The sequence below is a fragment of the Nitrosopumilus oxyclinae genome (genome assembly GCF_013407165.1).
Lineage (GTDB): Archaea > Thermoproteota > Nitrososphaeria > Nitrososphaerales > Nitrosopumilaceae > Nitrosopumilus > Nitrosopumilus oxyclinae.
In genome coordinates this window covers 1,554,493-1,577,402 of the sequence record NZ_CP026994.1, presented here as the reverse complement: position 1 = coordinate 1,577,402, position 22,910 = coordinate 1,554,493, and the positions used below count along the sequence as shown (strand labels likewise).

General features: G+C 31.4%; 26 protein-coding genes and 1 tRNA gene. 15 read left to right on the top strand and 12 right to left on the bottom strand.

All coding sequences use genetic code 11. The annotated features are described in order from the left end of the window. Positions 1 to 38: 38 nt before the first annotated feature. Positions 39 to 1,748 (top strand): thermosome subunit beta, encoded by a 1,710-nt coding sequence (gene thsB / locus C5F49_RS09510; RefSeq protein ID WP_179363657.1) that lies wholly within the window; start codon positions 39 to 41, stop codon positions 1,746 to 1,748. Positions 1,749 to 1,802: 54 nt separating this feature from the next. Further along, complete coding sequence (locus C5F49_RS09505; protein ID WP_179362728.1) at positions 1,803 to 2,081, top strand: hypothetical protein; 279 nt, start codon at positions 1,803 to 1,805, stop codon at positions 2,079 to 2,081. Here C5F49_RS09505 and glnA (C5F49_RS09500) read toward each other — a convergent pair. After that, positions 2,078 to 3,538, bottom strand: coding sequence for a type I glutamate--ammonia ligase (glnA, locus tag C5F49_RS09500; RefSeq protein ID WP_179362727.1), 1,461 nt, complete (start codon positions 3,536 to 3,538; stop codon positions 2,078 to 2,080). The two genes, C5F49_RS09505 and glnA (C5F49_RS09500), sit on opposite strands and share 4 nt — an antisense overlap. A gap of 51 nt (positions 3,539 to 3,589) precedes the next feature. On the opposite strand from glnA (C5F49_RS09500), the gene C5F49_RS09495 reads away from it, so the two are divergent. Next, the gene (locus C5F49_RS09495; protein WP_179362726.1) at positions 3,590 to 4,147 is read left to right on the top strand and encodes a DNA replication complex subunit Gins51; all 558 of its coding nucleotides are present in this window, start codon (positions 3,590 to 3,592) and stop codon (positions 4,145 to 4,147) included. A gap of 31 nt (positions 4,148 to 4,178) precedes the next feature. Further along, complete coding sequence (locus tag C5F49_RS09490; RefSeq protein ID WP_179362725.1) at positions 4,179 to 4,463, top strand: hypothetical protein; 285 nt, start codon at positions 4,179 to 4,181, stop codon at positions 4,461 to 4,463. On the opposite strand, the gene C5F49_RS09485 is transcribed toward C5F49_RS09490, so the two are convergent. Beyond that, positions 4,460 to 4,687, bottom strand: a complete 228-nt coding sequence (locus tag C5F49_RS09485) for an AN1-type zinc finger domain-containing protein (protein WP_179362724.1) — start codon at positions 4,685 to 4,687, stop codon at positions 4,460 to 4,462. The two genes, C5F49_RS09490 and C5F49_RS09485, sit on opposite strands and share 4 nt — an antisense overlap. A 107-nt stretch (positions 4,688 to 4,794) precedes the next feature. Between C5F49_RS09485 and C5F49_RS09480 the strand changes: the two genes are divergently transcribed. Together C5F49_RS09480 and C5F49_RS09475 are read left to right on the top strand one after the other, a co-directional pair. Next, complete coding sequence (locus C5F49_RS09480) at positions 4,795 to 5,535, top strand: SDR family oxidoreductase (protein ID WP_179362723.1); 741 nt, start codon at positions 4,795 to 4,797, stop codon at positions 5,533 to 5,535. Between the two features lies 1 nt (position 5,536). Further along, positions 5,537 to 6,685, top strand: coding sequence for an NAD(P)/FAD-dependent oxidoreductase (locus C5F49_RS09475; RefSeq protein WP_179362722.1), 1,149 nt, complete (start codon positions 5,537 to 5,539; stop codon positions 6,683 to 6,685). Between the two features lies 1 nt (position 6,686). Here C5F49_RS09475 and C5F49_RS09470 read toward each other — a convergent pair whose 3' ends face one another. Beyond that, on the bottom strand, positions 6,687 to 6,896 hold the full coding sequence (locus tag C5F49_RS09470) for a hypothetical protein (RefSeq protein ID WP_179362721.1): 210 nt from the start codon (positions 6,894 to 6,896) through the stop codon (positions 6,687 to 6,689). A 56-nt stretch (positions 6,897 to 6,952) separates the two neighbouring features. On the opposite strand from C5F49_RS09470, the gene C5F49_RS09465 reads away from it, so the two are divergent. Then, a tRNA-Pro gene (locus C5F49_RS09465) sits at positions 6,953 to 7,026 on the top strand. Here the strand turns inward: C5F49_RS09465 and C5F49_RS09460 are convergent. Genes C5F49_RS09460 through thpR form a run of 3 tightly spaced genes read right to left on the bottom strand, consistent with a single transcriptional unit; the run spans position 7,027 to position 9,633 of the window. Continuing rightward, on the bottom strand, positions 7,027 to 7,788 hold the full coding sequence (locus C5F49_RS09460) for an RIO1 family regulatory kinase/ATPase domain-containing protein (protein WP_179362720.1): 762 nt from the start codon (positions 7,786 to 7,788) through the stop codon (positions 7,027 to 7,029). It abuts the tRNA gene before it with no gap. Beyond that, entirely contained in the window at positions 7,763 to 9,094 is a 1,332-nt protein-coding gene (cca, locus tag C5F49_RS09455) for a CCA tRNA nucleotidyltransferase (RefSeq protein WP_179362719.1), read from the bottom strand. The genes C5F49_RS09460 and cca overlap by 26 nt, the downstream gene beginning before the upstream one ends. Further along, positions 9,091 to 9,633, bottom strand: a complete 543-nt coding sequence (thpR, locus tag C5F49_RS09450) for an RNA 2',3'-cyclic phosphodiesterase (RefSeq protein ID WP_179363656.1) — start codon at positions 9,631 to 9,633, stop codon at positions 9,091 to 9,093. The genes cca and thpR overlap by 4 nt, the downstream gene beginning before the upstream one ends. A 69-nt stretch (positions 9,634 to 9,702) precedes the next feature. Here thpR and C5F49_RS09445 point away from each other — a divergent pair, with 69 nt between their 5' ends. From C5F49_RS09445 to C5F49_RS09435, 3 genes are all read left to right on the top strand, one after another. Then, positions 9,703 to 10,254 carry an AAA family ATPase gene (locus C5F49_RS09445; protein WP_179362718.1) on the top strand — a complete coding sequence of 184 codons (552 nt, stop codon included), beginning with the start codon at positions 9,703 to 9,705 and terminating at the stop codon, positions 10,252 to 10,254. After that, complete coding sequence (locus C5F49_RS09440; RefSeq protein WP_179363655.1) at positions 10,251 to 10,643, top strand: RNA-binding domain-containing protein; 393 nt, start codon at positions 10,251 to 10,253, stop codon at positions 10,641 to 10,643. Before C5F49_RS09445 ends, C5F49_RS09440 begins: the two co-directional genes overlap by 4 nt. Positions 10,644 to 10,732: 89 nt before the next feature. Then, positions 10,733 to 11,455 carry a hypothetical protein gene (locus C5F49_RS09435; RefSeq protein WP_179362717.1) on the top strand — a complete coding sequence of 241 codons (723 nt, stop codon included), beginning with the start codon at positions 10,733 to 10,735 and terminating at the stop codon, positions 11,453 to 11,455. Between the two features lies 1 nt (position 11,456). Here C5F49_RS09435 and C5F49_RS09430 read toward each other — a convergent pair whose 3' ends face one another. From C5F49_RS09430 to C5F49_RS09410, 5 genes are read right to left on the bottom strand one after another with little or no spacing between them, the layout of a single operon-like run. Further along, positions 11,457 to 12,176, bottom strand: coding sequence for an SIR2 family NAD-dependent protein deacylase (locus C5F49_RS09430; protein WP_179362716.1), 720 nt, complete (start codon positions 12,174 to 12,176; stop codon positions 11,457 to 11,459). Between the two features lies 1 nt (position 12,177). Beyond that, positions 12,178 to 13,077, bottom strand: coding sequence for a ribonuclease Z (gene rnz / locus C5F49_RS09425; RefSeq protein WP_179362715.1), 900 nt, complete (start codon positions 13,075 to 13,077; stop codon positions 12,178 to 12,180). After that, positions 13,074 to 14,021: a TRM11 family SAM-dependent methyltransferase gene (locus C5F49_RS09420; RefSeq protein ID WP_179362714.1), complete on the bottom strand. Its 948-nt coding sequence runs from the start codon at positions 14,019 to 14,021 to the stop codon at positions 13,074 to 13,076. Before C5F49_RS09420 ends, rnz begins: the two co-directional genes overlap by 4 nt. Before the next feature lie 2 nt (positions 14,022 to 14,023). Further along, positions 14,024 to 14,899: a ribose-phosphate diphosphokinase gene (locus tag C5F49_RS09415; RefSeq protein WP_179362713.1), complete on the bottom strand. Its 876-nt coding sequence runs from the start codon at positions 14,897 to 14,899 to the stop codon at positions 14,024 to 14,026. 42 nt (positions 14,900 to 14,941) lie between these two features. Continuing rightward, positions 14,942 to 16,729 (bottom strand): mechanosensitive ion channel family protein, encoded by a 1,788-nt coding sequence (locus C5F49_RS09410; RefSeq protein ID WP_179362712.1) that lies wholly within the window; start codon positions 16,727 to 16,729, stop codon positions 14,942 to 14,944. Positions 16,730 to 16,876: 147 nt separating this feature from the next. Here C5F49_RS09410 and C5F49_RS09405 point away from each other — a divergent pair, with 147 nt between their 5' ends. Then, complete coding sequence (locus C5F49_RS09405) at positions 16,877 to 18,241, top strand: KamA family radical SAM protein (RefSeq protein ID WP_179362711.1); 1,365 nt, start codon at positions 16,877 to 16,879, stop codon at positions 18,239 to 18,241. A gap of 72 nt (positions 18,242 to 18,313) precedes the next feature. Then, a complete protein-coding gene (glnA, locus tag C5F49_RS09400) occupies positions 18,314 to 19,759 on the top strand; it encodes a type I glutamate--ammonia ligase (RefSeq protein ID WP_179362710.1) in 1,446 nt (481 codons plus the stop codon). A gap of 28 nt (positions 19,760 to 19,787) precedes the next feature. On the opposite strand, the gene C5F49_RS09395 is transcribed toward glnA (C5F49_RS09400), so the two are convergent. Continuing rightward, on the bottom strand, positions 19,788 to 20,471 hold the full coding sequence (locus C5F49_RS09395) for a VIT1/CCC1 transporter family protein (RefSeq protein ID WP_179362709.1): 684 nt from the start codon (positions 20,469 to 20,471) through the stop codon (positions 19,788 to 19,790). A 101-nt stretch (positions 20,472 to 20,572) separates the two neighbouring features. On the opposite strand from C5F49_RS09395, the gene C5F49_RS09390 reads away from it, so the two are divergent. The 3 genes from C5F49_RS09390 (at position 20,573) to C5F49_RS09380 (ending at position 22,897) form a co-directional block, all read left to right on the top strand. Continuing rightward, entirely contained in the window at positions 20,573 to 20,995 is a 423-nt protein-coding gene (locus C5F49_RS09390; protein WP_179362708.1) for a universal stress protein, read from the top strand. Positions 20,996 to 21,095: 100 nt separating this feature from the next. After that, positions 21,096 to 22,241, top strand: coding sequence for a J domain-containing protein (locus C5F49_RS09385; protein ID WP_179362707.1), 1,146 nt, complete (start codon positions 21,096 to 21,098; stop codon positions 22,239 to 22,241). Between the two features lie 74 nt (positions 22,242 to 22,315). After that, a complete protein-coding gene (locus C5F49_RS09380; protein ID WP_179362706.1) occupies positions 22,316 to 22,897 on the top strand; it encodes a P-II family nitrogen regulator in 582 nt (193 codons plus the stop codon). Positions 22,898 to 22,910 lie beyond the last annotated feature (13 nt).

The following is a 22,910-nucleotide window of genomic DNA, read 5'->3' as shown; positions in this document are numbered from 1 at the left end:
TGGAAGGTATAAAAGGGGAATCCGGAGTTTTGGCATCTATGGGAATGCAAGCAACTTCAAAAGGCAACATGCCTGTTGTTTTGCTAAAAGAAGGCGGTACTGAAACTAAAGGACGTGAAGCTCAAAAGAATAACATTGCAGCAGCCAAAATTATTGCTGAAATTGTTCATACCAGCCTTGGTCCAAGAGGCATGGATAAAATGCTAGTTGATTCCTTAGGCGACGTTACAATTACAAATGATGGTGCTACAATTCTAAAAGAAATTGATGTTCAACATCCAGCAGCAAAAATGCTAGTTGAAATATCAAAAACTACAGATAATGAAGTAGGAGATGGTACAACTTCTGCTGTTGTATTAGCAGGCGCATTACTTTCACAGGCTGAATCATTAATTGATCAAGATGTTCATCCAACAATTATTGTAGATGGATATAGAAAAGCTGCAAGAAAAGCAAAAGAATACCTTGAAGAAATTGCAGTTACAATTTCAGCAAATGATAAAACTATTCTAAATAAAATTGCAAAAACTTCTATGCAAACTAAACTAGTTAGAAAAGATTCTGATTTACTTGCAGATATTATTGTAAAATCGGTACTTGCTGTTGCAGAAAAAGATGGTGAATCTTTTGAAGTTGATATTGATGATATTAAAGTAGAAAAGAAAGCAGGTGGTTCTATCAGAGATTCAACTATTATTCAAGGCATTGTTCTTGATAAAGAAATTGTTCATGGAGGAATGCCAAGAAAAATTACCGATGCTAAAATTGCATTAATCAATACTGCATTAGAAATTAGTAAAACTGAAACTGATGCAAAAATTAACATTTCAAATCCTCAACAACTAAAATCATTTTTAGATGAAGAAAACAGAATGCTAAAAACAATGGTTGACAAAGTAATTGGTTCTGGTGCTAATGTAGTATTATGCCAAAAAGGATTAGATGATATGGCTCAACACTATCTTGCAAAGGCTGGCATTATTGCTGTTAGAAGAATTAAAGAAAGTGATCTTACTAAACTTGCAAAAGCAACAGGAGCTAGAATAGTTACTAATCTTGATGATTTATTTGAAAAAGATCTTGGTATTGCTGAAACTGTAGAAGAAAGAAAAATTGAAGAAGACAAATGGGTATTTGTTGAAGGATGTAAACATCCAAAATCAGTAACATTACTTCTTCGTGCAGGTTCACAAAGAGTAGTAGATGAAGTAGAACGTTCTGTTCATGATGCTTTAATGGTTGTAAAAGATGTGATTTTAAAACCTCAAATTGTTGCAGGTGGCGGTGCCCCAGAAACTTATGCAGCAACAAAAATTAGAAGTTGGGCTAAATCTTTAGAAGGTAGAGAACAACTTGCAGCAGAAAAATTTGCTGATGCTTTAGAAGAAATCCCATTAACATTATCTGAAAATGCTGGAATGGATCCAATTGATACTCTCACAGTTTTACGTTCTAAGCAACAGAAAGGAGAAAAATGGACTGGAATTGATGTTATGAAAGGAAAAATTGCAAATATGAAATCAAGTGATATTATTGAACCATTAGCAGTTAAACTACAAATTGTTTCAGCAGCTGCAGAAGCTGCATGTATGATTCTTAGAATCGATGATGTTATTGCTACTCAAAAATCAGCAGGTGGACCTCCTGGAGGAGGAGAAGGTGGAATGCCTGGAATGCCACCTGGAATGCCTGGTATGGGCGGAATGCCTGGAATGGGTGGCATGCCTGACATGGGCGGAATGATGTAAATCATTTTGAAAATATTTCAAACCTTTAATTGCTAAATCTATTTACGAAAAATATTGAATCAAACCACATCTAAAGCCCTTACTGGATTCAAATACATTTACTTAATTGCATTTTTTGCATTACTTTCAGGATTATTTCATCCACTTATCACTAACACTAGTTTTGATGGAGTGATTAGTGGAGTATTGATATTGTTTGTAGGTCTTGCAGGTGGAATTCTACTATACAGAGCTGCAACATCTGAAAATAATAGAATAATATTTCTAGGAAGTGGATTTGCACTAATGGCTATTTCATTATTCTATATTTTTCAATTTACTGGAAGAGCTTAAACATCAAAGTACAGATAAAATTCGTGTGGATGTGGTCTAATGGCTATTTCTCGTTGGTCTCTTCTTTCTAATTCTATAATTTTATCAATTACATCATTTGTGAAAATTGTGTTAAGATATTTTCTATCACTTTCTAATTCATCTAATGCTTCTCCAAGACTTTTTGGAAGAACACCAATTCCTCTTTTTGCTCTATCAGATTTAGTCATCTTGAAGATATCATCACGAACTTCAGGTCCTGGATCCATCTTTTTCTTCACTCCATCCATTCCTGCTGCAGTTACTGCTGCAAATACTAGATATGGATTTGATGAAGGATCAGGGGCTCTGAATTCAAGTCGTTTTAAATTAGCATAATTTTTTCCTTTGAGGTGTTTTGGAACTCTTACAATGGCAGAACGATTTCCAGAACTCCATGCAATGTATGCTGGAGCTTCATATCCTGGAACTAATCTGTGATATGAGTTAGTTGTAGGATTACAAATAGCAGATAATGATTTTGCATGATTAATGATACCGCCACAAAAGTATCGTCCAAGTTGACTTAATTCAATTTCATCATCTGAATCATAAAATGCATTTAGATTATCCTTCCATAAACTAACATTAACATGCATACCAGAACCTGAATCCATTGCAATTGGTTTTGGCATCATTGTTGCAACTTTTCCATATTTTTGTGCAACATTTCTAATAACAAATTTGTATGATTGTGCAGCGTCAGCAGCATTTGTCATGCGATCATATTTGATATCAATTTCACATTGACCTGCTGTTGCTACTTCATGATGATGATTATCACATAAAATTCCAAAATTCTTATTGAGAATATTTACACATTCATTTCTATATGGCGTAAGAGTATCTGCTGGAGTACTTGGGTAATATCCTTCTTGTAATCCCATAGGATAACCATCACCTGATTGATTCCATGGAGCTTCTTTTGATTCAATAGAATATGATTGACCTTTGTAAGGTGTTAGAACATCCCAGTGTACTTTGTCAAATACAAAAAATTCAACTTCTGGACCCCACGTACTAAAATCAAATCCTTGTGTTTTGATATATTCTTCAGCCTTTTGAGAAATTCCTCTTGGGTCTCTTGATAATCGTCCTCTATCTTCTCCCCAATAAACATCGCATAGTAATCTGGCTGTTTTATTTTCAGTCATCCAAGGAATTATTGCAAATGTATTTGGATCAGGTTTTAAAAGTAAATCTGAATCATTAATGTCGGCAAATCCAATAATTGATGAACCATCTAATTTTGGTAATCCATCTCTCATTTGTTCTGGAGTAAAGGTATTTGCTGAAATTGTAGTATGATGAAAATGACCTGTAAGACCTGTAAATTGTAGATCAATGAACTGAATATCTTCATGTTGAATTCTTGAAAAAACTTCGTCTGGTGAGTATGATATTGGGATTGCTTTACCGTGGCTGACTTTATATGGCAATTTAGTCTTCAATCAAACACAAATACACAGTCATTTAAGGATTAGGTAAGAATGTCAGAATCAAATCAAATCGATATTAACTCTTTACATCATATAGTTTTACGTGAAATTGAAGATGATTCAATTTCAGAAATCGATCCTAACTTTTACAGAAACCTAGCTGATTTCATTGGAAATTTACAAAAACAAGAATTTGATGGAGTGGAAAATAAAATTAAAAATACGATGGTGGAGATGGTGACAGAATTAACATCACTATTAATAGAAATTCGATTAGATAAAATTTCAAAAAATTCTGATTTAGAAATAAGCTATTTACTAGATGAAGAAAAATTTATTCTTGATTCACAAGAGGATCAGAAAGAAAGAATAGAGATGATTGTATCGGCAACAATTAATGGAAAATCAAAATTTCTAGAATCATTAGCCCAGAATCATAAAACAAAAAAAATTGTTATTAGATTTTTACATGAAGTAGATGAAATTGTTGGTGCAGATCTTGAAAAATATGGTCCTTTCAAGACTGAAGATATAGCTACTATTCCATATGAGAATGCTCAGGCCTTAATTGCAAAAAATATAGCAACTAAGGTTCATTTGGAAGACTAGATAGAAATTATACCTTTAATTATCATAAAATGTGTCTCATACAGGCGTTGATGTAGTTGATTTTCTTTTTTATACAATTTATCCTGTAATTGGAATTTTTGCAGTGGAACTTGTCAGCAGATTAGTAAAGGCACCAAAATGGATAAAATTATGGACACAGGCAATTGTGTCCATAGGTTTTGGAGTTTATTATTGGTTCATTTTACCAGCACCACAAAATTTCCCATTAACTGCAATGGTGATGTTTGCACTTGCTATAGCTTTAATTTATCAAGGAAGAAGAGCAAAAATTTCTCCTGACAAAAGTCCGTATTAATTTCGTAGTCTTCTAAAAATCCGTTTTAAAATATTTGGTTTGTTACGTCCACCATCACGAATAACTTTTCTCTCTCCAAATCTTTTAGCTCTAATTTGACTAAGTTTTACACATCTATGTTCTTCAGGTAGTCTATGTTCTGCACAAAAAGGATCTTTGCAATAATTGCATTGAAAAGGCAAATCAGTTAAATCACCACAGTAAGCGCATTTTTCTGATTGCATATTGTGTAATACTATTTTTCTTTTAATAAAGGTGCTAGAATTTTCTTAAAATTTCTTAGTGTCTAAACATTTTTACGATGTTCAACCATAGTTTGCTTGAAGATTAGATGATTAAAGATAAAGTTGCAATAATTACCGGAGCTAGTAGTGGAATAGGATTTGCCACTGCTTTGGCCTTATCAAAAGCAGGTGCAAAAGTTGCAATAGGTGCTAGAAGAGTTGACAGATTAGAAGAACTTGCAAAAAAAATTACATCTGATGGTGGAGAAGTATTTTATCAAAAATTAGATGTAACACAAAGAGCTGAATGTGACAATTTTGCAAAAGCAGTTTTAGAGAAATGGGGTTCTATTGACATTCTTGTAAATAATGCAGGTTTGATGCCTTTGAGTTTATTCAAAAGCCTCAAAGTTGATGAATGGGATAGAATGGTTGATGTGAATATCAAAGGTGTTTTGTATTCTACAGGCGCGGTAATCTCACATATGAAAGAAAAAAAATCAGGCCATATAGTTAATCTATCATCCGTAGCAGGAAGAATAGTTTTTGCTGGGGGTAGTGTTTATTGTGCAACTAAATATGCTGTTGCAGCATTTACTGAAGGATTAAGACAAGAATTCAGTGTTCGTTCTAACATTAGAGTAACTAGTATTGAACCAGGAGTTGTTGCAACGGAACTAAATGATACAATTACTGATGAATCTTTACAAGGATTTGTTGAAAATGCAAAGAAGATGGAAGCTTTACAAGCAGAGGATATTGCAAACGCAATTTTGTATGCAGTTGATTCTCCGCCACATGTTAATGTAAATGAGATTTTGATACGACCTACTACTCAAGCACTTTAAGTTGGCCAATATTCCGCATGTTGTAATTTTAGGTGGAGGTTTTGGTGGACTCTCAGCTGCAAATGAATTGAGAAACACACTATTGTCATCACAAGTAAAAATCACTGTAATTGATAAAAAAGATTGGTTTATGGTAGGATTTGCAAAACTATGGATCATAAATGGAACCCGTACTTTTGAAAATTCAATAGGATCATTAAACGAACTACAAAAGAAAGAAATTGATTTCGTTAAAGATGAAATTTTATCAATTAATTTTAAAAATAAGAATGTAAAAACAAAAACTAAAGAAATTTCATTTGATTTTCTAATTATTTCAATGGGGGCAGTATTGGCTCCTCAAAAAATTCCTGGATTGGAACAAAATGGCTTCAATCTTTATGATCACAATCAACTTTTACAAATACGGGAGAGACTTGAGAGTATTGAATCTGGAAAAATTGCAATTTCTATAATGGGAATGCCTTACAAATGCCCTCCAGCACCATTTGAGGCCAGTTTATTGATTGATTCTATGCTTCGAAAACGAGGAATTCGTGATTCTGTTCAAATTGATTTTTACAGTCCTGCCCCTATTACTTTACCAGCTGCTGGACCTGAAGTTAGTAAACAAATTCTTGAACTAGTAAATTCAGAACAAATTATTTTTCATAATTCTTGTAAAATAAAATCTGTTGAATCTAAAAAGTTAATTTTTGAAAACAGTGAAGCTGATTTTGATATACTTTTAGCTATTCCCCCACATGTTGCTCCTAAAGTAATTTATGATTCTGGATTAGCTAAAGATTCTGGATTTATTCCAATTGATAGAGATTGTAAAACTCCAATTGAAAATGTCTTTGCAGTAGGTGATGTAACTAGTTTAACTGTTGCAGAAAAAATGGCAATTCCAAAAGCTGGAATTTTTGCAGAAGGAGAAGGTATTGCAGTAGCACAAAACATTATTGCAAAAATTCAGTCCAAAGAAGAATCTGCATTGTTTAATGGAAAAGGAGGTTGTTTTATTGAGTCTGGCAGAGATACTGCATCAGTAATTGAAGTTGATATGTTTTCACAATCAAAACCATTGACAAATCTCACAGAATCAACTTCTGATAATCTTTCTAAAAAGATAGAATTTGAAAAAGAAAGATTAGAAAAATGGTTTTAATTTATTTATCTGAATCTTTACTTTTTGAAAGATGCTCTAAAATTGCTTTAACCCCTACATCTATTTCTTGAGTATTTTTTGAAAGATTGAGTTTTTCTGGAATATTGTTTTTAAAATCTTCAGCTTCTGTTTCAATACTTCTTCTTTGAACACAATCAAGGTGATCTTGATCTGTAGCAGAAATCTTATGGCAAATATTGCAAAGTTTCATTAATTCTATTTATCAATAGGACGATTTAATAATTTCATTTTGTGCCTCTGAAGCGAGGGATCGTAGTCTAGCTTGGTATGATACTAGTCTGGGGGACTAGTGGTCGCAGGTTCAAATCCTGCCGATCCCATTATAATTTTAAAATTTTGAGTAATTTTTCAAAATTTTCTTGAGATTTTTCTTGTTTGTATGATTTGAGTGCTCCAATGATTTTTTCTTTGGATGAATTTTTGTAAATTTTTTGAGTCTTTTTGGAAATTCCAGATCCGATGAAAAAGGCCTGAGTTATTGATGTAACATTAGATGGTCTTCTTTTCGTACTTGAACTTTCAAAATCAATTAGTGAAGATTTTGTTTTACCTACAATAACATGTTTTGAAATATTGCTTAATTCACCATGGTCAAATCCAATTTGGTCTAATCTATAACAATCTTCTAATACACTTTTTATTGTTGATTTTAATTTTTTTGCACTTCCAACTCCTTTTAACGTTTCAATCCAATTACTAAATTTCTCCCCTTCAAGATATTCCATAACTAGGAAATTTTTACTAACATCTATCATTTTTGGACCCACTTTAACTGAATTAACTAATTTTAATAACACTGCTTCGTTTTTCATATCTTTTCTTGGAGAATCGGTTCTTCTAATTTTTAGGGCAACTTCTTTGTTGCCTTTCTTTGCAATTACTACAACACCAACGTATCCTTTTCCTAAAATTGCTAAATTTCCAAGTGTAGTAGGGCCTGTTAAGGAAATTGATTTAATTTTTAATTTTTCTAATTCATTTATTCTTGATTTAATTTGACGACTAGTTGCATTTGGATATCCTATAATGTTAGAATATGGTTTTTCTAAAAATTTTTTAATTGAAATGAAGGAGTGTGCCATCTACTGAAATTAATTCAGCTGCTTCCTCTTTAATTGATTTGCTTAGATTTTTGTTTCCTATGGATATTTTGAAACCTTGTTTAAAATCACTTTGAAGACCTTTTGGTATGCCTACTTGAAGATTTTTCTTCAAAAATTCTTTCATAAAATTTACTGCATCAGTATGATTTCTTTTTTCTAAGGAAATAATTTTTTTATTATTTCCAACCCATACTAATTCTGCATTTTTGAGATTTTTAGCAATGAAGCTGTGTGTGCTATCTTCTCTGAAAAATTCAGGTCCACTTTTGGAATAAATTTCATTGATTTTGATAGACTCTAAAAAGAACAAAAGATAGGCTTCTTTTTGCTGATCTGTATGAGATTTACTTCTCAATACGGTAAATCCTCCTAGTTCTAACTGAGTGGACAATGTTGAGGTTGCTCTTTTAATTTGCCCCCAGATAATATCTGGACTCCTCGCTTTGAAATTAAATTTTACAACCAATAAATTATTCCAAAATTTATTTGACGTTCTTGCTTTTCTAATCTTAAAAAATTCTAAACTTGGTTTTTCCTTAAAGGCCCTTGAAATAAGTATGAACTTTCCAATATTTTCATCTGAAATGGCAGCAGCTAAATTTCGATTACTGTCTATGGGATCAATCACTACAATTGATGTATCAAATTTTTTAGTTGTTTTTCCAATGATTTGATTTTCATTAATTTTTGAAATTGATTTTATTAGATTTCCAAAACTTCCAAATTCTAAAATTAAAACTTCAGAAATATATCCGCTGAATCCTTGTTTTGCTATTTCTGCACCATAAATTCCATTTGATTTTAGAAATGTCTTCAAAACTCGTACCTCGTTTCTCATTTTTGGTGTTAATGATTTTTCCATAAATTTTGTATGAAATGGTGATCTATCTGCAGCACTTTTCCATTCTCCGATCTTTACATCATAACATGGTACAACATTGATCTTAGTATTTTTTATTTTAGCCTCAACATATGGATGCTGAGAATATCTAACGTAAGGAGAATATTTTTTCAATGAATCAAACCCAATTTTCTTAGAAATTTTTTCAAATTTTTCTTCAGATACATTTTTTTTGAATTTTATGAATATATCCACATCTGCATCTTTGCTTAACCAAGTTCCTTTAGCAAATGATCCGCCAAATTCTAATTCCTCCACTTCTGAATATTTTTCAATTTCTTTTTCAACCAGTCTAAAAGCTGTTTCTCCAATTTGCTTCTTTGATTTTTCAATTATTTTTGAAGGAATTACAGTTTTAGAAACTTTAGAAATTATTGGATTCATTTTTTTGCAGTAACCTCCATTAAATCTGAATAAATTGGTCCATTTGTAGTAAGGACACTTTTTTTCAATTTAATATTCGATACTTTTTGAATTCCAAAATCTATCATTTTATAATTTTCCATTTCTCCTGATATGTCTCCAATCTTCTTTTTAATTCTAAATACTGTGATATGAGGTTTGAATGGTTTATCTGAAAAAAATCCCAGTGGTTCTAACATTTTTTCTACTTTTTTGGATAGCCGAATTAACATATTTCCTCCAACTTCATCTGTTCCAATCCAAATTACTCTTGGAAATTTAGGCTTAGGAAATACTCCAATTTCTTTTAAATTGACATCAAAACTTGAAAATTCGATTGTTTTAAGAGATTGAATAATTTTTTGAGTAATTTCCTCTGAAATTTCCCCTAAAAATTGTAAGGTAAAATGTAGGTTTTTCAATTCTACAGGTTTAGCATCGATATTGACCCCTTTCTGAAATTTTTTAATCGCATTAATTATATTATTATTTGAAATTTCTATCGCTACAAAAACACGCATCATAATAATTTTTGAAGGATGTTTATAATAATTTCCGGTAGCTTCATAGACGAGCCTTTTTTTTGATATATGTTGACAAAACTAATTGTATGTTTAACAGGAATGCCCGGAGCAGGCAAGTCTACCATTGCAGAAGGATTACAATCTAAAGGATATGAAATAATCAATATGGGAAATACTGTTAGAGAAGAAGCTAAAAAAAGAAATTTAGAATCCACTAGAGAAAATCTAGGAAAATTAATGCTTGAATTAAGAGAAAAAAATGGTCCTGGCGCAATAGCTGAATTAGTTAAACCACAAATTGAATCTTCAACTTCAAATGTAATTTTAATTGATGGAGTTAGATCCAATGATGAAATTCAAGTATTGAAAAAATATGGTACCGTAAAATTATTAGCAGTTCATGCTTCTACTGATACTAGATTCGATTTCTTACAAAAAAGAGGAAGATCAGATGATCCTCAAACAAAACAACATTTCGAAGAAAGAGACAATCGTGAATTAGGAGTTGGTGTAAGTAATTCTATTGCACTCTCTGATAATGCAATATCTAATGTCGGTAAAACAAAAGAAGAATTAATTGAACAAACTTTTAAAATTATTCAAAAATGGTTAGAATGAAAATTCCGAACATTAATTGTAAAATTGAAATGGTCTGCCCAGTAAACTTATCAGAAGATCCTGATAAAGTTATACAAGCAATTTCTAATATTTTTCCACACTCGAATATTAAAAATGAAAATTTTTCAATTAAAGCACAATCAAATGAATTAAGATCTTTAGAAAAAATTTATGAATCAATTGTTTCTACACAATCTCAAAAAAGTTATACACGTAATTTAGAAAATAATTTAGAAGGAAACAGTACCTGGTTTTTTCTAAATAAGCAAGCAGCTTTTGTAGATCAAATTGCAATATGTGATGAGGCAGAAGAATCTCCCCTTGGACCAATTAAGGTAATCCTGGATTCATCAAACATTGATGGAATAATTGATTGGATTTTTGACTAAATCTTGGAAAATTAGCTAAGAAAATTAACTCATTTTTGACTATTTTTTTCAGTTTGAATGTAAAATCCGTTTTTTTGAATTATTATGTAATGTTCATTAAACTAGGCATAATTGCAGGCATTGTAATCTTAGGTGGGATGATATTTTCAAATGAAATTGATAATTTGTTTCCTACCACTTCAGCAACTGTGATTGATTCTCTGAAAAATGATGCTGATATTTTCGGTTCAAAGGCATCTGATTCAGTAGAGCAAAGAATTGATTCATCAATAGATAAAATTGTAGATAAGACTAGTGAATCAATATCCAATGAATTAAGTGATGCTGGAGATAAAATATCCACTGAAATTTCCGAAGTGAAAGAATCATCTCAAAAAACCATCAAAGATGAAATTTCAAATTTTAATCCAATAGAGTCAATTCAAAATATTTTTACTGGTAATTCAAATTCTGACACTAACAGTCAATTATCTGATAACAACATTTCATCTCAAAATACTGTTTTAAAAATATCGGAAACTCTTTCTTTATCTACCAAACAACAATCAGATGACAATATTTTACTTCAATATGTTGATACAAGTAGGAAAACAAAGAGTGTTAATGTGGTTATTAGAACTGATGACAAAGAAATTTTTTCTGGTACTTTCTTTACCTCAAAGTTTGATACTAATGTAAATGATGCAACAGGAATCCCATATTATGTAGATATGATTGTAGAGCATGAATATTATGGAACAGTTACATCATCAGTTTACAATCCAGGAGATTCTTCTGATACCAAAATTAATGGTGTCTTTTCTCAGCCATAATTTATTTTTTAAATAATGAAACTAATTTTGGTAGAATTTCTACACTTGTATTTCTAATAATTTCATCCATTTCTCCTGACATCTCTGTTGTTTCTGGATTTATTTCAATCAGTGTTGCATTATTTTGTTTTGCATATAATGGAAGTGTATTTGCTGGAGATACTACAAATGATGTTCCAACTATGACCATCAAATCACATTCACTTGCAAAATCAATAGCATTTTGCCATACATCTTGTGGTAGTGGTTCTCCAAACCATACTACATCAGGTCTTAGTATATTCCCACATTTACAAAGAGGTGGAAAATCAGAAATTTCAGTTAAAATATCCTCATTATAATCACAAACAGAACATTTGATCTTTACAATACTCCCATGCAATTCTAAAACGTTTGAACTTCCTGCTTTTTTGTGTAATCCATCAATATTTTGTGTTAGAACCACAACTTGGGCATACTTTTCAAGTTCAGATATTGCATTATGGCCTTGATTTGGCTGTGCCTGAAAAATATTGCTCCTTCTATCGTTATACCACTCCCATACCAGTTTAGGATTCTCATAAAATGCATCAATAGTTGCAAGCTTCATTAGATCATAATTTCGCCATAATCCTTCATTTCCTCTAAATGTATGAATTCCACTTTCTTGTGAAATCCCAGCTCCCGTAACAAAAACAATTTTTTTATAATTTTTGATTTGATCACTGATTGATTCAAACATTTTATTTAATTTCTATCTCTAAGAGATCTTTTGCAGTGATCACTGAATCATGAATTTCTTTTGCTTCTTTCAAATGTCCTTTTTCATCTTTGTATCTAGCTGAAAAATGTGTTAAAACTAAATTTTTTACTTTAGCATTTTTTCCTAATGTTGCTGCTTGTTTTGCAGTAGAATGACATGTATCCTGTGCTCTATCTCTTTCTTCTTCTAAAAACGTTGAATCAAATACCAAATAATCACAATTCTCAAAAAATTTCTCCAATTCTATAGTCGGCATTGTATCGCCAGAAATTCCAATTTTTTTACCTGGACGTTTTTCTCCCAATACCTGTTCTGGCTTTATTATTTTATCATTAATTGTAATATCCTGACCTTTTTGTAGATCACTCCATAGTTTTCCTTCAGGAATTCCTAATTGTTTAGCTTTATCAAGATTGAATCGTCCAGGTTTATCTTTTTCTTCAAACAAATATGAAAAAGCAGTTACTGAATGATTTGCTTTACATACATAAATAGAAAATTTTTCATCTTCAAACACTTTTCCCTCTTTAATGGTAGTGATTAATACAGAAAATGATAATCCAAAATTTAACACTTTGATATTTGCTGCAATAAATTCTTCAATTCCATTTGGTCCAAAAATTTCTAATGTTTCAGTTCTATTTTGCATTGACATGGTTTGTAATAATCCCAAAATTCCTACACAGTGATCTCCATGCATATGCGTAACAAACAACTTCATTTTTTTATTCCAACCCAAACCTGATTTCATAAATGATATCTGGGCAGCTTCACCTGCATCAAACATTAAGATCTCACCATCTCTTTCTAGACAAATACATGACAATCCTCTATTTTCAGTGGGTTGGGCAGCAGAAGTACCTAGGAATACAAGTTTCATTTTATCAGAATTGTTCTTGTCAAGCTTTTATGCCTATAGATATGATATTTTTTTAATCCATTTAATTTGGAATTAAAGTCCATTTCTTTTTTGTACATAATTGCAACTTTTTTTCGTTTAGGCAGCATTGAGAAAAATTTCTTCAGTATTTCTTGAGGTTTTTCTGATGTTTTTGAGGCTGTTCCATATGGCAAATCAGTTACAATTCCATCAAATTTGTCTGCTATTTTTGATAATCCATGAAATTCTGAGTTTATTATCTTTGAATGATAATTATTCACCTTGAGATTTTTCTTAGCAATTTCGCACATTTTTTCATCAAAATCTAACCCGATACCATGAATTCCCATTGATTCTGCCTCAAGAAGTGTAGTACCTGTTCCACAAAATGGATCGCATACGGTCTCTCCTTTTTTCATCCCAATCAGATTAATCATTACTCTGGTCAGTTTCCAATCTAATTCATGAGGGTATTTCTTGATCTTTTTTGGTCTTACCTGTTCTTTAGATCGTTTTGAAAAACCAAAAAAGTTTTCATTATTTGTAAAAATCAAATATACTGTAATATCTGGATTTTCTAAATTTACTTTTGCATGAGAAAATTTTGATATCATATCTCCCATAGAACTCTCTAATTCTGGAACGTTGAATTGATTTGGTGATAAATTAATGACTCTACAAACAAAACTTTTTGCATTTTTTAAAACCCCAACGTTTTCTTCATCTAGAAATAATCCAGACATTTTTCGTAAAATCTGCCCCGAAGTTTTTACAAAAGTAGCACGTTTTGTTATTTCATTTACATTTGTTTTAGATTGCACAATTACCAAATTGGAAATTACTTTGATTTTAGAAAATCTATCATACATTTTTGCTATTGCACTGATTTCATCTGTTGCAAGTTCTAGATAATCTTTAGATAGAACAAAAAAACTTTCTGGCATAATTAAATTGCCTTTGCAATAGTATTGGAAATATCTACAATAGATGTTTTACCTGGAATTGTATTTGCACTAATAATTTTAGTTACTCCTGCTTCTCTAATTCTTTTTTCTGCATCATTCATTAAAAGTGCATGTGTACATGCAACATACACTTTTTTACATTTTTGTTTTTTAAGAAATTGAGTAGCTTTCACAATACTCCCACCTGTACTAATCATATCATCAACTAATATCAAATCTCTGTTTGTAACTTCATCTAGATTCTTTGTTTTAATCTGAACTTTACCTGTTTTTCTATCTCTTTTTTTCTCTAAAGCAATGTATTCTGAACCTAATTCCTTTGCAAATTCCTTGGCTCTCTCTTTTCCTCCTTGGTCTGGTGATACAACAAGTGGATTTTTTAGGCTCAATTTCTTAAAATATTGCACAAGTTCTGGAATTGCAGAAACATTCTTTGTTTTAATGGAAAAATGTTTGAATCCAATCATACTGTGAATATCTACAGCAATAATTTTTGATGCACCAGCTCCTTTGAACAGCTTGCCAAGAACTTTCATCGTCACAATTTCTCCTGGTAAAAATTCTCTATCTTGTCTTGCATATCCCATATATGGAATTACAGCAATTACTTCTGATGATGTTTCTTTAGCTTTTGAAATTAGTGATAATGCTTGGAGTAGATTTGTATCAACTGGGGGATAAATTGATTGTACAACAATGGATTTTTTCTTTGATATTTTTCCGTTGAGAGTAATTTTACTTTCTCCATCCTCAAAAACTCTTATTTGTGATTTTACAAAATTTGCCTTTATTTTTCTAGATAATTTTTTAGCTACATCTTCAGATGATTTACCTGCAATTACTGATAAATTACTCAACAAAGAAATGTGATTTATTGGGATTCTTAAGTTTTGAGAATCTTACTCTTCTCCACTACCACGACCAATGTCACCGATACCATATTCATCAATAACACCATCCCTTTGTTCACTGAGCTGATCGATCTCTTCTTGTTCACGTTTTTCATCTCCTTGATATACAGTTCTAATAGGCCATGGAATTCTAATGTCATATTTTTTAAATTCCTCATACATAATTATCCTCATTTCTGTTTTAGCTTTGAATTGTGAACCGTAATCTCTAACGTAAAGCCATAATGAAAAATCTAATGAAGAATCATTAAAATTGTTAAACCTAACAACTGGTTGATTGATGTCTACATGAATGTCTTTATCACATCCACAACTAGGTTTGTTTTCTTCCACATATGGACATCTTAATTGAGTTACAAGATGTCTACCTTTACTATCTACTGATTCTTTCATTACGCGTTTTCCAACTTTTACAAGTATTGCTGAAACTTGTTTAGGATCATTGAGATATGAAACTCCAACTTTAACCATTGCAGGAACCATTTTGATCTCTTTTGAAAAGTTAATGATCTGTGCATTTACAAGCTGTCTTGTTGGAATTACTGCAAAGGACTCATTTAATGCATCTCTGATGTACGTAACTCTAGGAGTAATTTTATGCACATAGCCATTGTAACCTGTATCTAATTTGATTCGTTCACCTTCTGCAAATATTTTGTCTTTTCTAATCAGAATGTATGCAAAATAGTTCTGCATTGTTTCTTGTAATGCTAATCCAACACCAATTGCTAATCCGCCTGTAGCAGTAGCAAGTACAAAAAGATCAACACCCCACCAACTAACTACACCAATAATTACTGCAACAAAAATCCCTAGTGGTAGTATTTGGCTAATTGATTTTGGAAGATTTTTCCTCTTTCGTGTTGCATAACCTGGTGGTCTTCCACCAGCAACAATTGGTTCATACGATTCTAATCTCTTCTCTTCTCTCCAAGTATCTATTGGATAAATTTCTTCATCTGATTGACCAAGTCTAAGTTTTTTCCCAGATTGATTATTTCCAGAAATACATTTTTCAAAATAATCAAGATATTTCTCTCTCTCTGATTGTTTCCATTCTCCAAACGGATTCTTTACTAATTGTTGATAACTTCCAATTGGTAGTCCTTTTGTGGTTCTAAATTCTTCTAGAAATTTTCTACCGTCTTCTGTTTTAAGATTTTTTAAAAATTCTTCATCTGAAATATCTTCAGGAGTATTTTTTGGAGGAACCCATTGAAAACATCTATGAAATAAATCATTTTTGTCATCAAGAAATCCTCTCATGTCCTTCCAAGATTCAAAATCTTCTTTTTCCAAATTTGATTTTTCACGTTTACTTATGATAATTGGTATAAGGTGCGCGATTGAATAGCCTATTACTAGTATATTGATGGTATTGAGAATTTTAGCAAATGTTCCAGCTGAAGATAAATTATCACTAACAACAAAATTTTCTGGCATATCTGACAAGTTATTTTGTAAATCTGGGATTATGACATTGTCAAACAAATCAAAAGATTGAATGTATGCATTCATGCTGGTGATTAAAATAATTGCAAAAAATGGTAAAACTCCAACTCTGACAAATCTTGAAAGATGAGGTCTAACATAACTAAATTTTTGAGATAAAACCCATTTTGAAAAAACTCGATAAACTAGAGTAATACCAATAATTCCAATTACAAGAACGGTGAATGCAATCTGTAATGCTTCTGATGATGCTATTAGTTCAGTAACACTTTGAAATTCACTTGCTTGTCCAGCTACTGCACCTATTATTTCATCCTCGGCCATTAACTAACACATTCTCCCATTATAGAATACAAAGGTAACCTCTATTATCATTTCTAAATGCAATTTCATTCCCTTTTTTAAAATATTGATAAATTTATGCCTAGAAACCCTGTAACCTTTAACAAGGGTAAAGTTACTAATTACAAAATGACCTATCAAGAATCAGCATGGAGTGATTCACCATCACTAAAATCATATACATTAGCAAATTTTCGTACTCTTCCACAAATTCAAAAGCTTAGTGAAGAAACTAGATTTGAAATGGAAGTTGTGGGAAATGTTTTGCCATTTAAAGCAAATAATTATGTTGTTGAACAATTAATTGATTGGAATAATATCCCAAATGATCCGATTTTTGTCTTGACATTTCCTCAAAAAGGAATGCTAAAACCAGAACATTATAAAAAAATGGAGACTGCTTTAAAAAATAATTTAGATAAAAAAGAAATTACTGCAATTGCAAATGAAATTCGTTTACAGTTAAATCCACATCCAGCAGGTCAAATGGAATTAAATGTTCCAACATTAAAGGATGGAACAAAACTTTATGGAATGCAGCACAAATACAAAGAAACTTGTCTCTTTTTCCCTAGTCAGAGTCAAACATGTCATGCATATTGTAGCTTTTGTTTTAGGTGGCCACAATTTGTTGGAATGGATGAGATGAAATTTGCAATGCAAGAGGGAGAGCAATTAGTTCAATATGTTAGAGAGCATCCAGAAATTTCTGATGTGCTTTTTACTGGTGGTGATCCAATGATAATGAAAGCAAAAATTTTCTCAAAATATGTTGATGCTTTAATTGATGCTAAACTTCCAAATCTTAAAACAATTAGAATTGGAACAAAAGCACTAGCCTACTGGCCATACAAGTTTTTGACTGATTCAGACTCTCAAGAAATGTTAGATGTTTTCAAAAAAATTACCGACAACGGCTTGCATCTTGCATTTATGGCTCACTTTAACCATTTGAATGAATTATCCACTGATGCAGTAAAAAATGCAATTAAAGAAGTAAGAAAAACAGGAGCACAAATTAGAACCCAATCTCCTATACTAGCACATATCAACGACGATGCAGAAATGTGGGCTAAAATGTGGACTAAACAAGTTCAACTCGGATGTATTCCATACTACATGTTTGTAGTTAGAGATACTGGTGCTCAACATTACTTTGGGATTCCATTGGTGAAAGCTTATCAAATTTTCAAAAAAGCATATTCTTCAGTTAGTGGATTAGCCAGAACTGTTCGTGGACCAAGTATGTCTGCAACTCCAGGAAAAGTACATGTTATTGGAACTGCAAATCTGAGTGATCAAAAAGTAATTGTATTGAGATTTTTACAGGGCAGAAATCCTGATTGGGTTCAAGTTCCATTCTTTGCAAAATATGATGAAAATGCAATTTGGTTAGATGATTTGAAGCCTGCTCTTACTGACAAATTCTTTTTTGATGAAGAAATGAAAAATTTCAAAGCAACACATCCAACTGAAGATTATCCTGAATCTTAGAATTAACCTGACTAACTTGACAACTCTAACTTACAAGATAACATTAGTAAACTAATTTAGAATTAATGTCAGTTGAATTCAGATCAAGTTTTACAGACTATTCAAAATGAAAATATATCGTTCATAGACTTTTGGTTTGTAGATATTTTTGGTGAACTTCATAATGTTGGAATGCCAAGCTATGCAATTGATGAAAATAGTTTTGTCAATGGTCTTGAAAAATTAGATGCAAGTTCAATTGTTGGCTTCAAATCTGTTAATAATTCTGATATGATTTTAATGCCTGATCCGAATACATTCAAAATTCTTCCTAATGACTATGATCCAGGCAATAGAAAAAATGCAAGAATATTTTGTGATCTTTATGATGGAAGCACAAACAAAGAATCAAGATACACTAGAGATTCTAGAGGTATAGCTTTCAAAGCATCTGAGAAACTAAAAGAATTTGGATTAACTCATACTAATTGGGGTCCTGAAATAGAATTTTTTGTTTTTGATGCAATCAATGTTTATCCATCTCCATATGCAGCAACTCATTCTGGTGGAGGCTCAGGTTACTCAATTGAATCCAAAGAATCCCCATGGGCAAAAGGAAATGTAAGTACTGCAATTGATATCAAGGAGGGATATTATCCATCACAACCAAAAGATACTCTTAATGGTTTTAGGAAAGATGTTTGTGAAGATTTATACAATTATTTCGGAATAAAGATCGAAGCTGAACATCATGAGGTTGCAACTTCTGGTCAATGTGAAATTAATTTAGTTTATGATGAAATGATTACAATGGCTGATAATGTCATTGCAGTTAAAAATTTAGTAAAGGTTAAAGCTAAAAGAAAAAATAAAGTTGCGACCTTTATGCCAAAACCAATTTTTGGTGACAACGCATCTGCCATGCATACTCATCAGAGTTTATGGAATGAAAATAGAAATGTAATGTATGATAAAGATGATGATGTTGCACAAATGAGTCAAACTGGAAGATATTATGTGGGAGGAATTCTAAGTCATGCTTCAGCTCTATGTGCAATTTCAAATCCCACTACAAATTCTTACAAACGTCTTGTTCCTGGATTTGAAGCACCAGTTAATGTATGCTGGGGATTAGCAAATCGTTCCACTGCTATTAGAGTTCCAATGTATAATCGAAACCAAGAAAAAAGTAAGAGAATTGAATATCGTGTACCTGATCCAACAGCAAATATCTATCTTTTAGAAGCTGCATTATTACTTGCAGGGTTAGATGGAATTAAAAACAAAATAGATCCCGGCGATCCAGTTGAAGAGAATGTCTACAAACTTTCTACCGAAAAGAAACGAGAATACAATATCGGAACTCTGCCTGTCTCTTTGAAGGGTGCATTAGATTCTTTGTCTAGTGATTCAAATTTCTTAATTGATATTTTTACAAAAGATTTTCTAGCTGCATATTCCGATTTAAAATATAAAGAATACACTGCATTTGCACAAACACCTACAGCCTGGGAAGTTTCTATGTATGCAGATGCATGATTAGAGACAGTTTAATTCAGATATTATACTAAGATACTAGAAAATTTAATCCATAACCTACCAAATATGCGACAATTGCAGCAATTCCTCCAATAATTAATGTATTAATTCCAGAGCGCATCATTGATTTTTTTACAATCTTTCCTTTTATCATTCCAACAAGAAAGAATGCAGCACAAACTCCTGCGATAGAATATACAAAAGCATCTTTATTTAATTCAATTCCTATCATCATGAAAATCATGAATGGAATTAATGGAATTAATCCAACAAAATTGAAACCAACAAAAGTGCTTACAGAACTATGCATGGGATTTTTAGCATCTTCAATTAATCCTAATTCCTCTTTCATCATTGTATCTATCCATACTTTTCTCTTTGATGTGATTATTCTTACAACATCTTCTAACAATTCATCTTTGAAACCTTTTTCTCTGTAGATATCCCTGATTTCATCTCTTTCTTGTTCTTCTAAATTATCTATTTCCCATTCTTCTTGTTTTCTTTTCATTTGTACAAACTCATTTCTTGCTTTTGATGCTTGATAATTTGATGCAGCCATAGAAAACCCGTCAGCAAATAAATTTGCAAATCCTAGAATTAAGATTATTGTAGAAGATAATGATGCGCCCATAACACCTGCAACTATTGCAAAAGTTGTAACTGCTCCATCTATGGAACCATAAATAAAATCATCAAAATGTATTTTCATTTTTAATTAAATCAAGTTAGATATTTGATTAATATGCATGAGCAATTCCAATATTGAAAATCATAAACCTTTCTTATATTGAACAAATTTTGTTGTAATTTATGGCCAAATTCAAAAAAATTCTAGTTCCTCTTGATGGTTCATCAAATTCTATGAGAGGATTAGATAGAGCAATTGAAATTGCTAAAGGTGGAGACGCAGAAATTACAGGATTTTATGTATTTCATTTGCCAATAGCAGCAGGAATCAAATATACAGCAAAAATGAAAGAAGAAGCACAAAGAAAAGCTGTCAAAGCTATTGGTCCTGCTATGAATAAAACTCAAAAGGCCGGTGCTGTTTTCAAATACAAAACTGGTGGTGGAAATACTGGTTCTGAAATTGTTAAATTTGCTAAAAATGGAAAATTTGACATGATTGTAATAGGTGCACGAGGATTGGGTGGTGCAAAAGAGGCATTTCTCGGAAGTACATCAAATTATGTAATGCATAAAACTGCAGTTCCTGTTTTAGTAGTAAAATAGTCAAATCTAGACTTTTTTCCCATTTTTTTCATATCCTTGATATTCTATGTCTAATAACCTACAAGTATAGGAATTTGAAAAATTATCATTGGTATAGGATATGGTAGAAAGTAATTATGATATCTTAGGAATTGTAGAGGGAACAACTGAGAAAGAAATTAGAGATGCGTTTAGACGATTAGCTCTTCAATTTCACTCAGATCGTGGAGGTGAAAATGAACAATTTATACAAATTAAACAAGCATATGATGATCTAAAAATTGGTAAAAAATATCCTGAAACAGATTATGAAAAATTAAAAAATTCAAAAGTATATTCTGGTGATACTGAGGCTGATGTAAGAAGAAAAAATCAAATTTTGGGTCAAGAACTATTCAAAGAAATGAAAACTGCTCAAGAATGGGCAGCTGCTTTGAACAGTTCAAACACAACTGCTTCTAGATTGTTTGGTTCAAAAACCCTTGGAGAAATTGAATTAGAACGAAAGGCTAATGGTGCTTTATCAATTAAAGGAAATTTTATGGCAGGAAGTTTTTCTTATGATGGCCCTATCATTATGCAAGGAAGTATTACTAGCCCTTCATGGACAGAAGAATTTCAGACAAATATCCATCTAACCAATGGGGATTTTAAATTTGTTAATCCCCTAGAAAATAAATATAAAATTGATAATGGTGCAAAAATAATTGTAGATAACGGTAATGTTGTCATTGGAAATGTTTATGGAAGAAAATTTAAAATTGAAGATCCTATACGTGTAGGAGTTTTCCAAATTCAAGAACATAGAACTCACATTTCAGCACTAAATGGAAAAATTATTGCAGAAAATATTGCAAATACAGTATCACTTGAAGCTGATTCTATAATTGTTTTAAATGTTGAAGATGATGTAAAAATTTCTGCAAGAGAAATTTTATTTTATGGTGCAAAGTTAACTTTTGATTCTGAGATTATCCTTAAAGAAGGTGGAACGATTAGATTTTTTGAGAATTTTTCTATTCAGGGGCTAAGTGGTGATGCTATAATTAAACTTGAGAATGGTAAAAAAATACGATTGTTTGATCTCAAAACCAAAAAAATTAAAGATTTAGCTGATGAATTTATATCAAACAAAGAAAATTACACAAAAGATGCTACTATGATCGGAAATGGATTTACTATTACATATGCAATGCTAGATAATCTCTCTATGAAGCCTGCTAAAAAACAAGGATGGGCATCAAAATTTGGACTTTCTAAAAAATAATTAAGTCTGAATGCTAATTTTTAGGCGTGATAATGATCATTTCTCATAAATATGCCTGTTTTTGAATATTATACGTGAAAAAGATAGAGGCTGTAATTAAGCGAAAAAATTTTCCTACCATTAAAACAAATTTGAATATAGTTGGAACTTACATTATTGATAAACGAAATTTAGATGATAGTAATATTTACGATGAGTCTCAAGGTTCTAGAATAGGTTCAACTGGATTAAAGTCAGTACCATTAGCAAAAATCGAAATGGTAGTTTCTGATAAAGATGCAAGAAAAGTAGTTGAAATGATTTCAAAAAATTCTGGCTTGTCATCAATACATGGTGGAAAAATCTTTGTTTCTGAAATGGAAGAAGTCGTAGATATGGAAACACTTGATGGAAAACAAGATCTTGAATTTACCACAGAAGCAAGTTCAGAATCAAAACAATTACCTAAACGAAGTAGATTTGTTCCATTGCAAAAATTTACTTTAAAAAAATTACAAATAATTTATGAAGATAACAAAGAAACACTGCGTAATGATTATAGAATAAAATCATTTAGTGATTTTGTAAATTATTGTATAATGAAATCATTACCGACAATAGAAAAACAACTAAAAAACCCTACAATTATTTATGAAAATAATTTTGGTGATTTTTAATAGTATCCGTTAA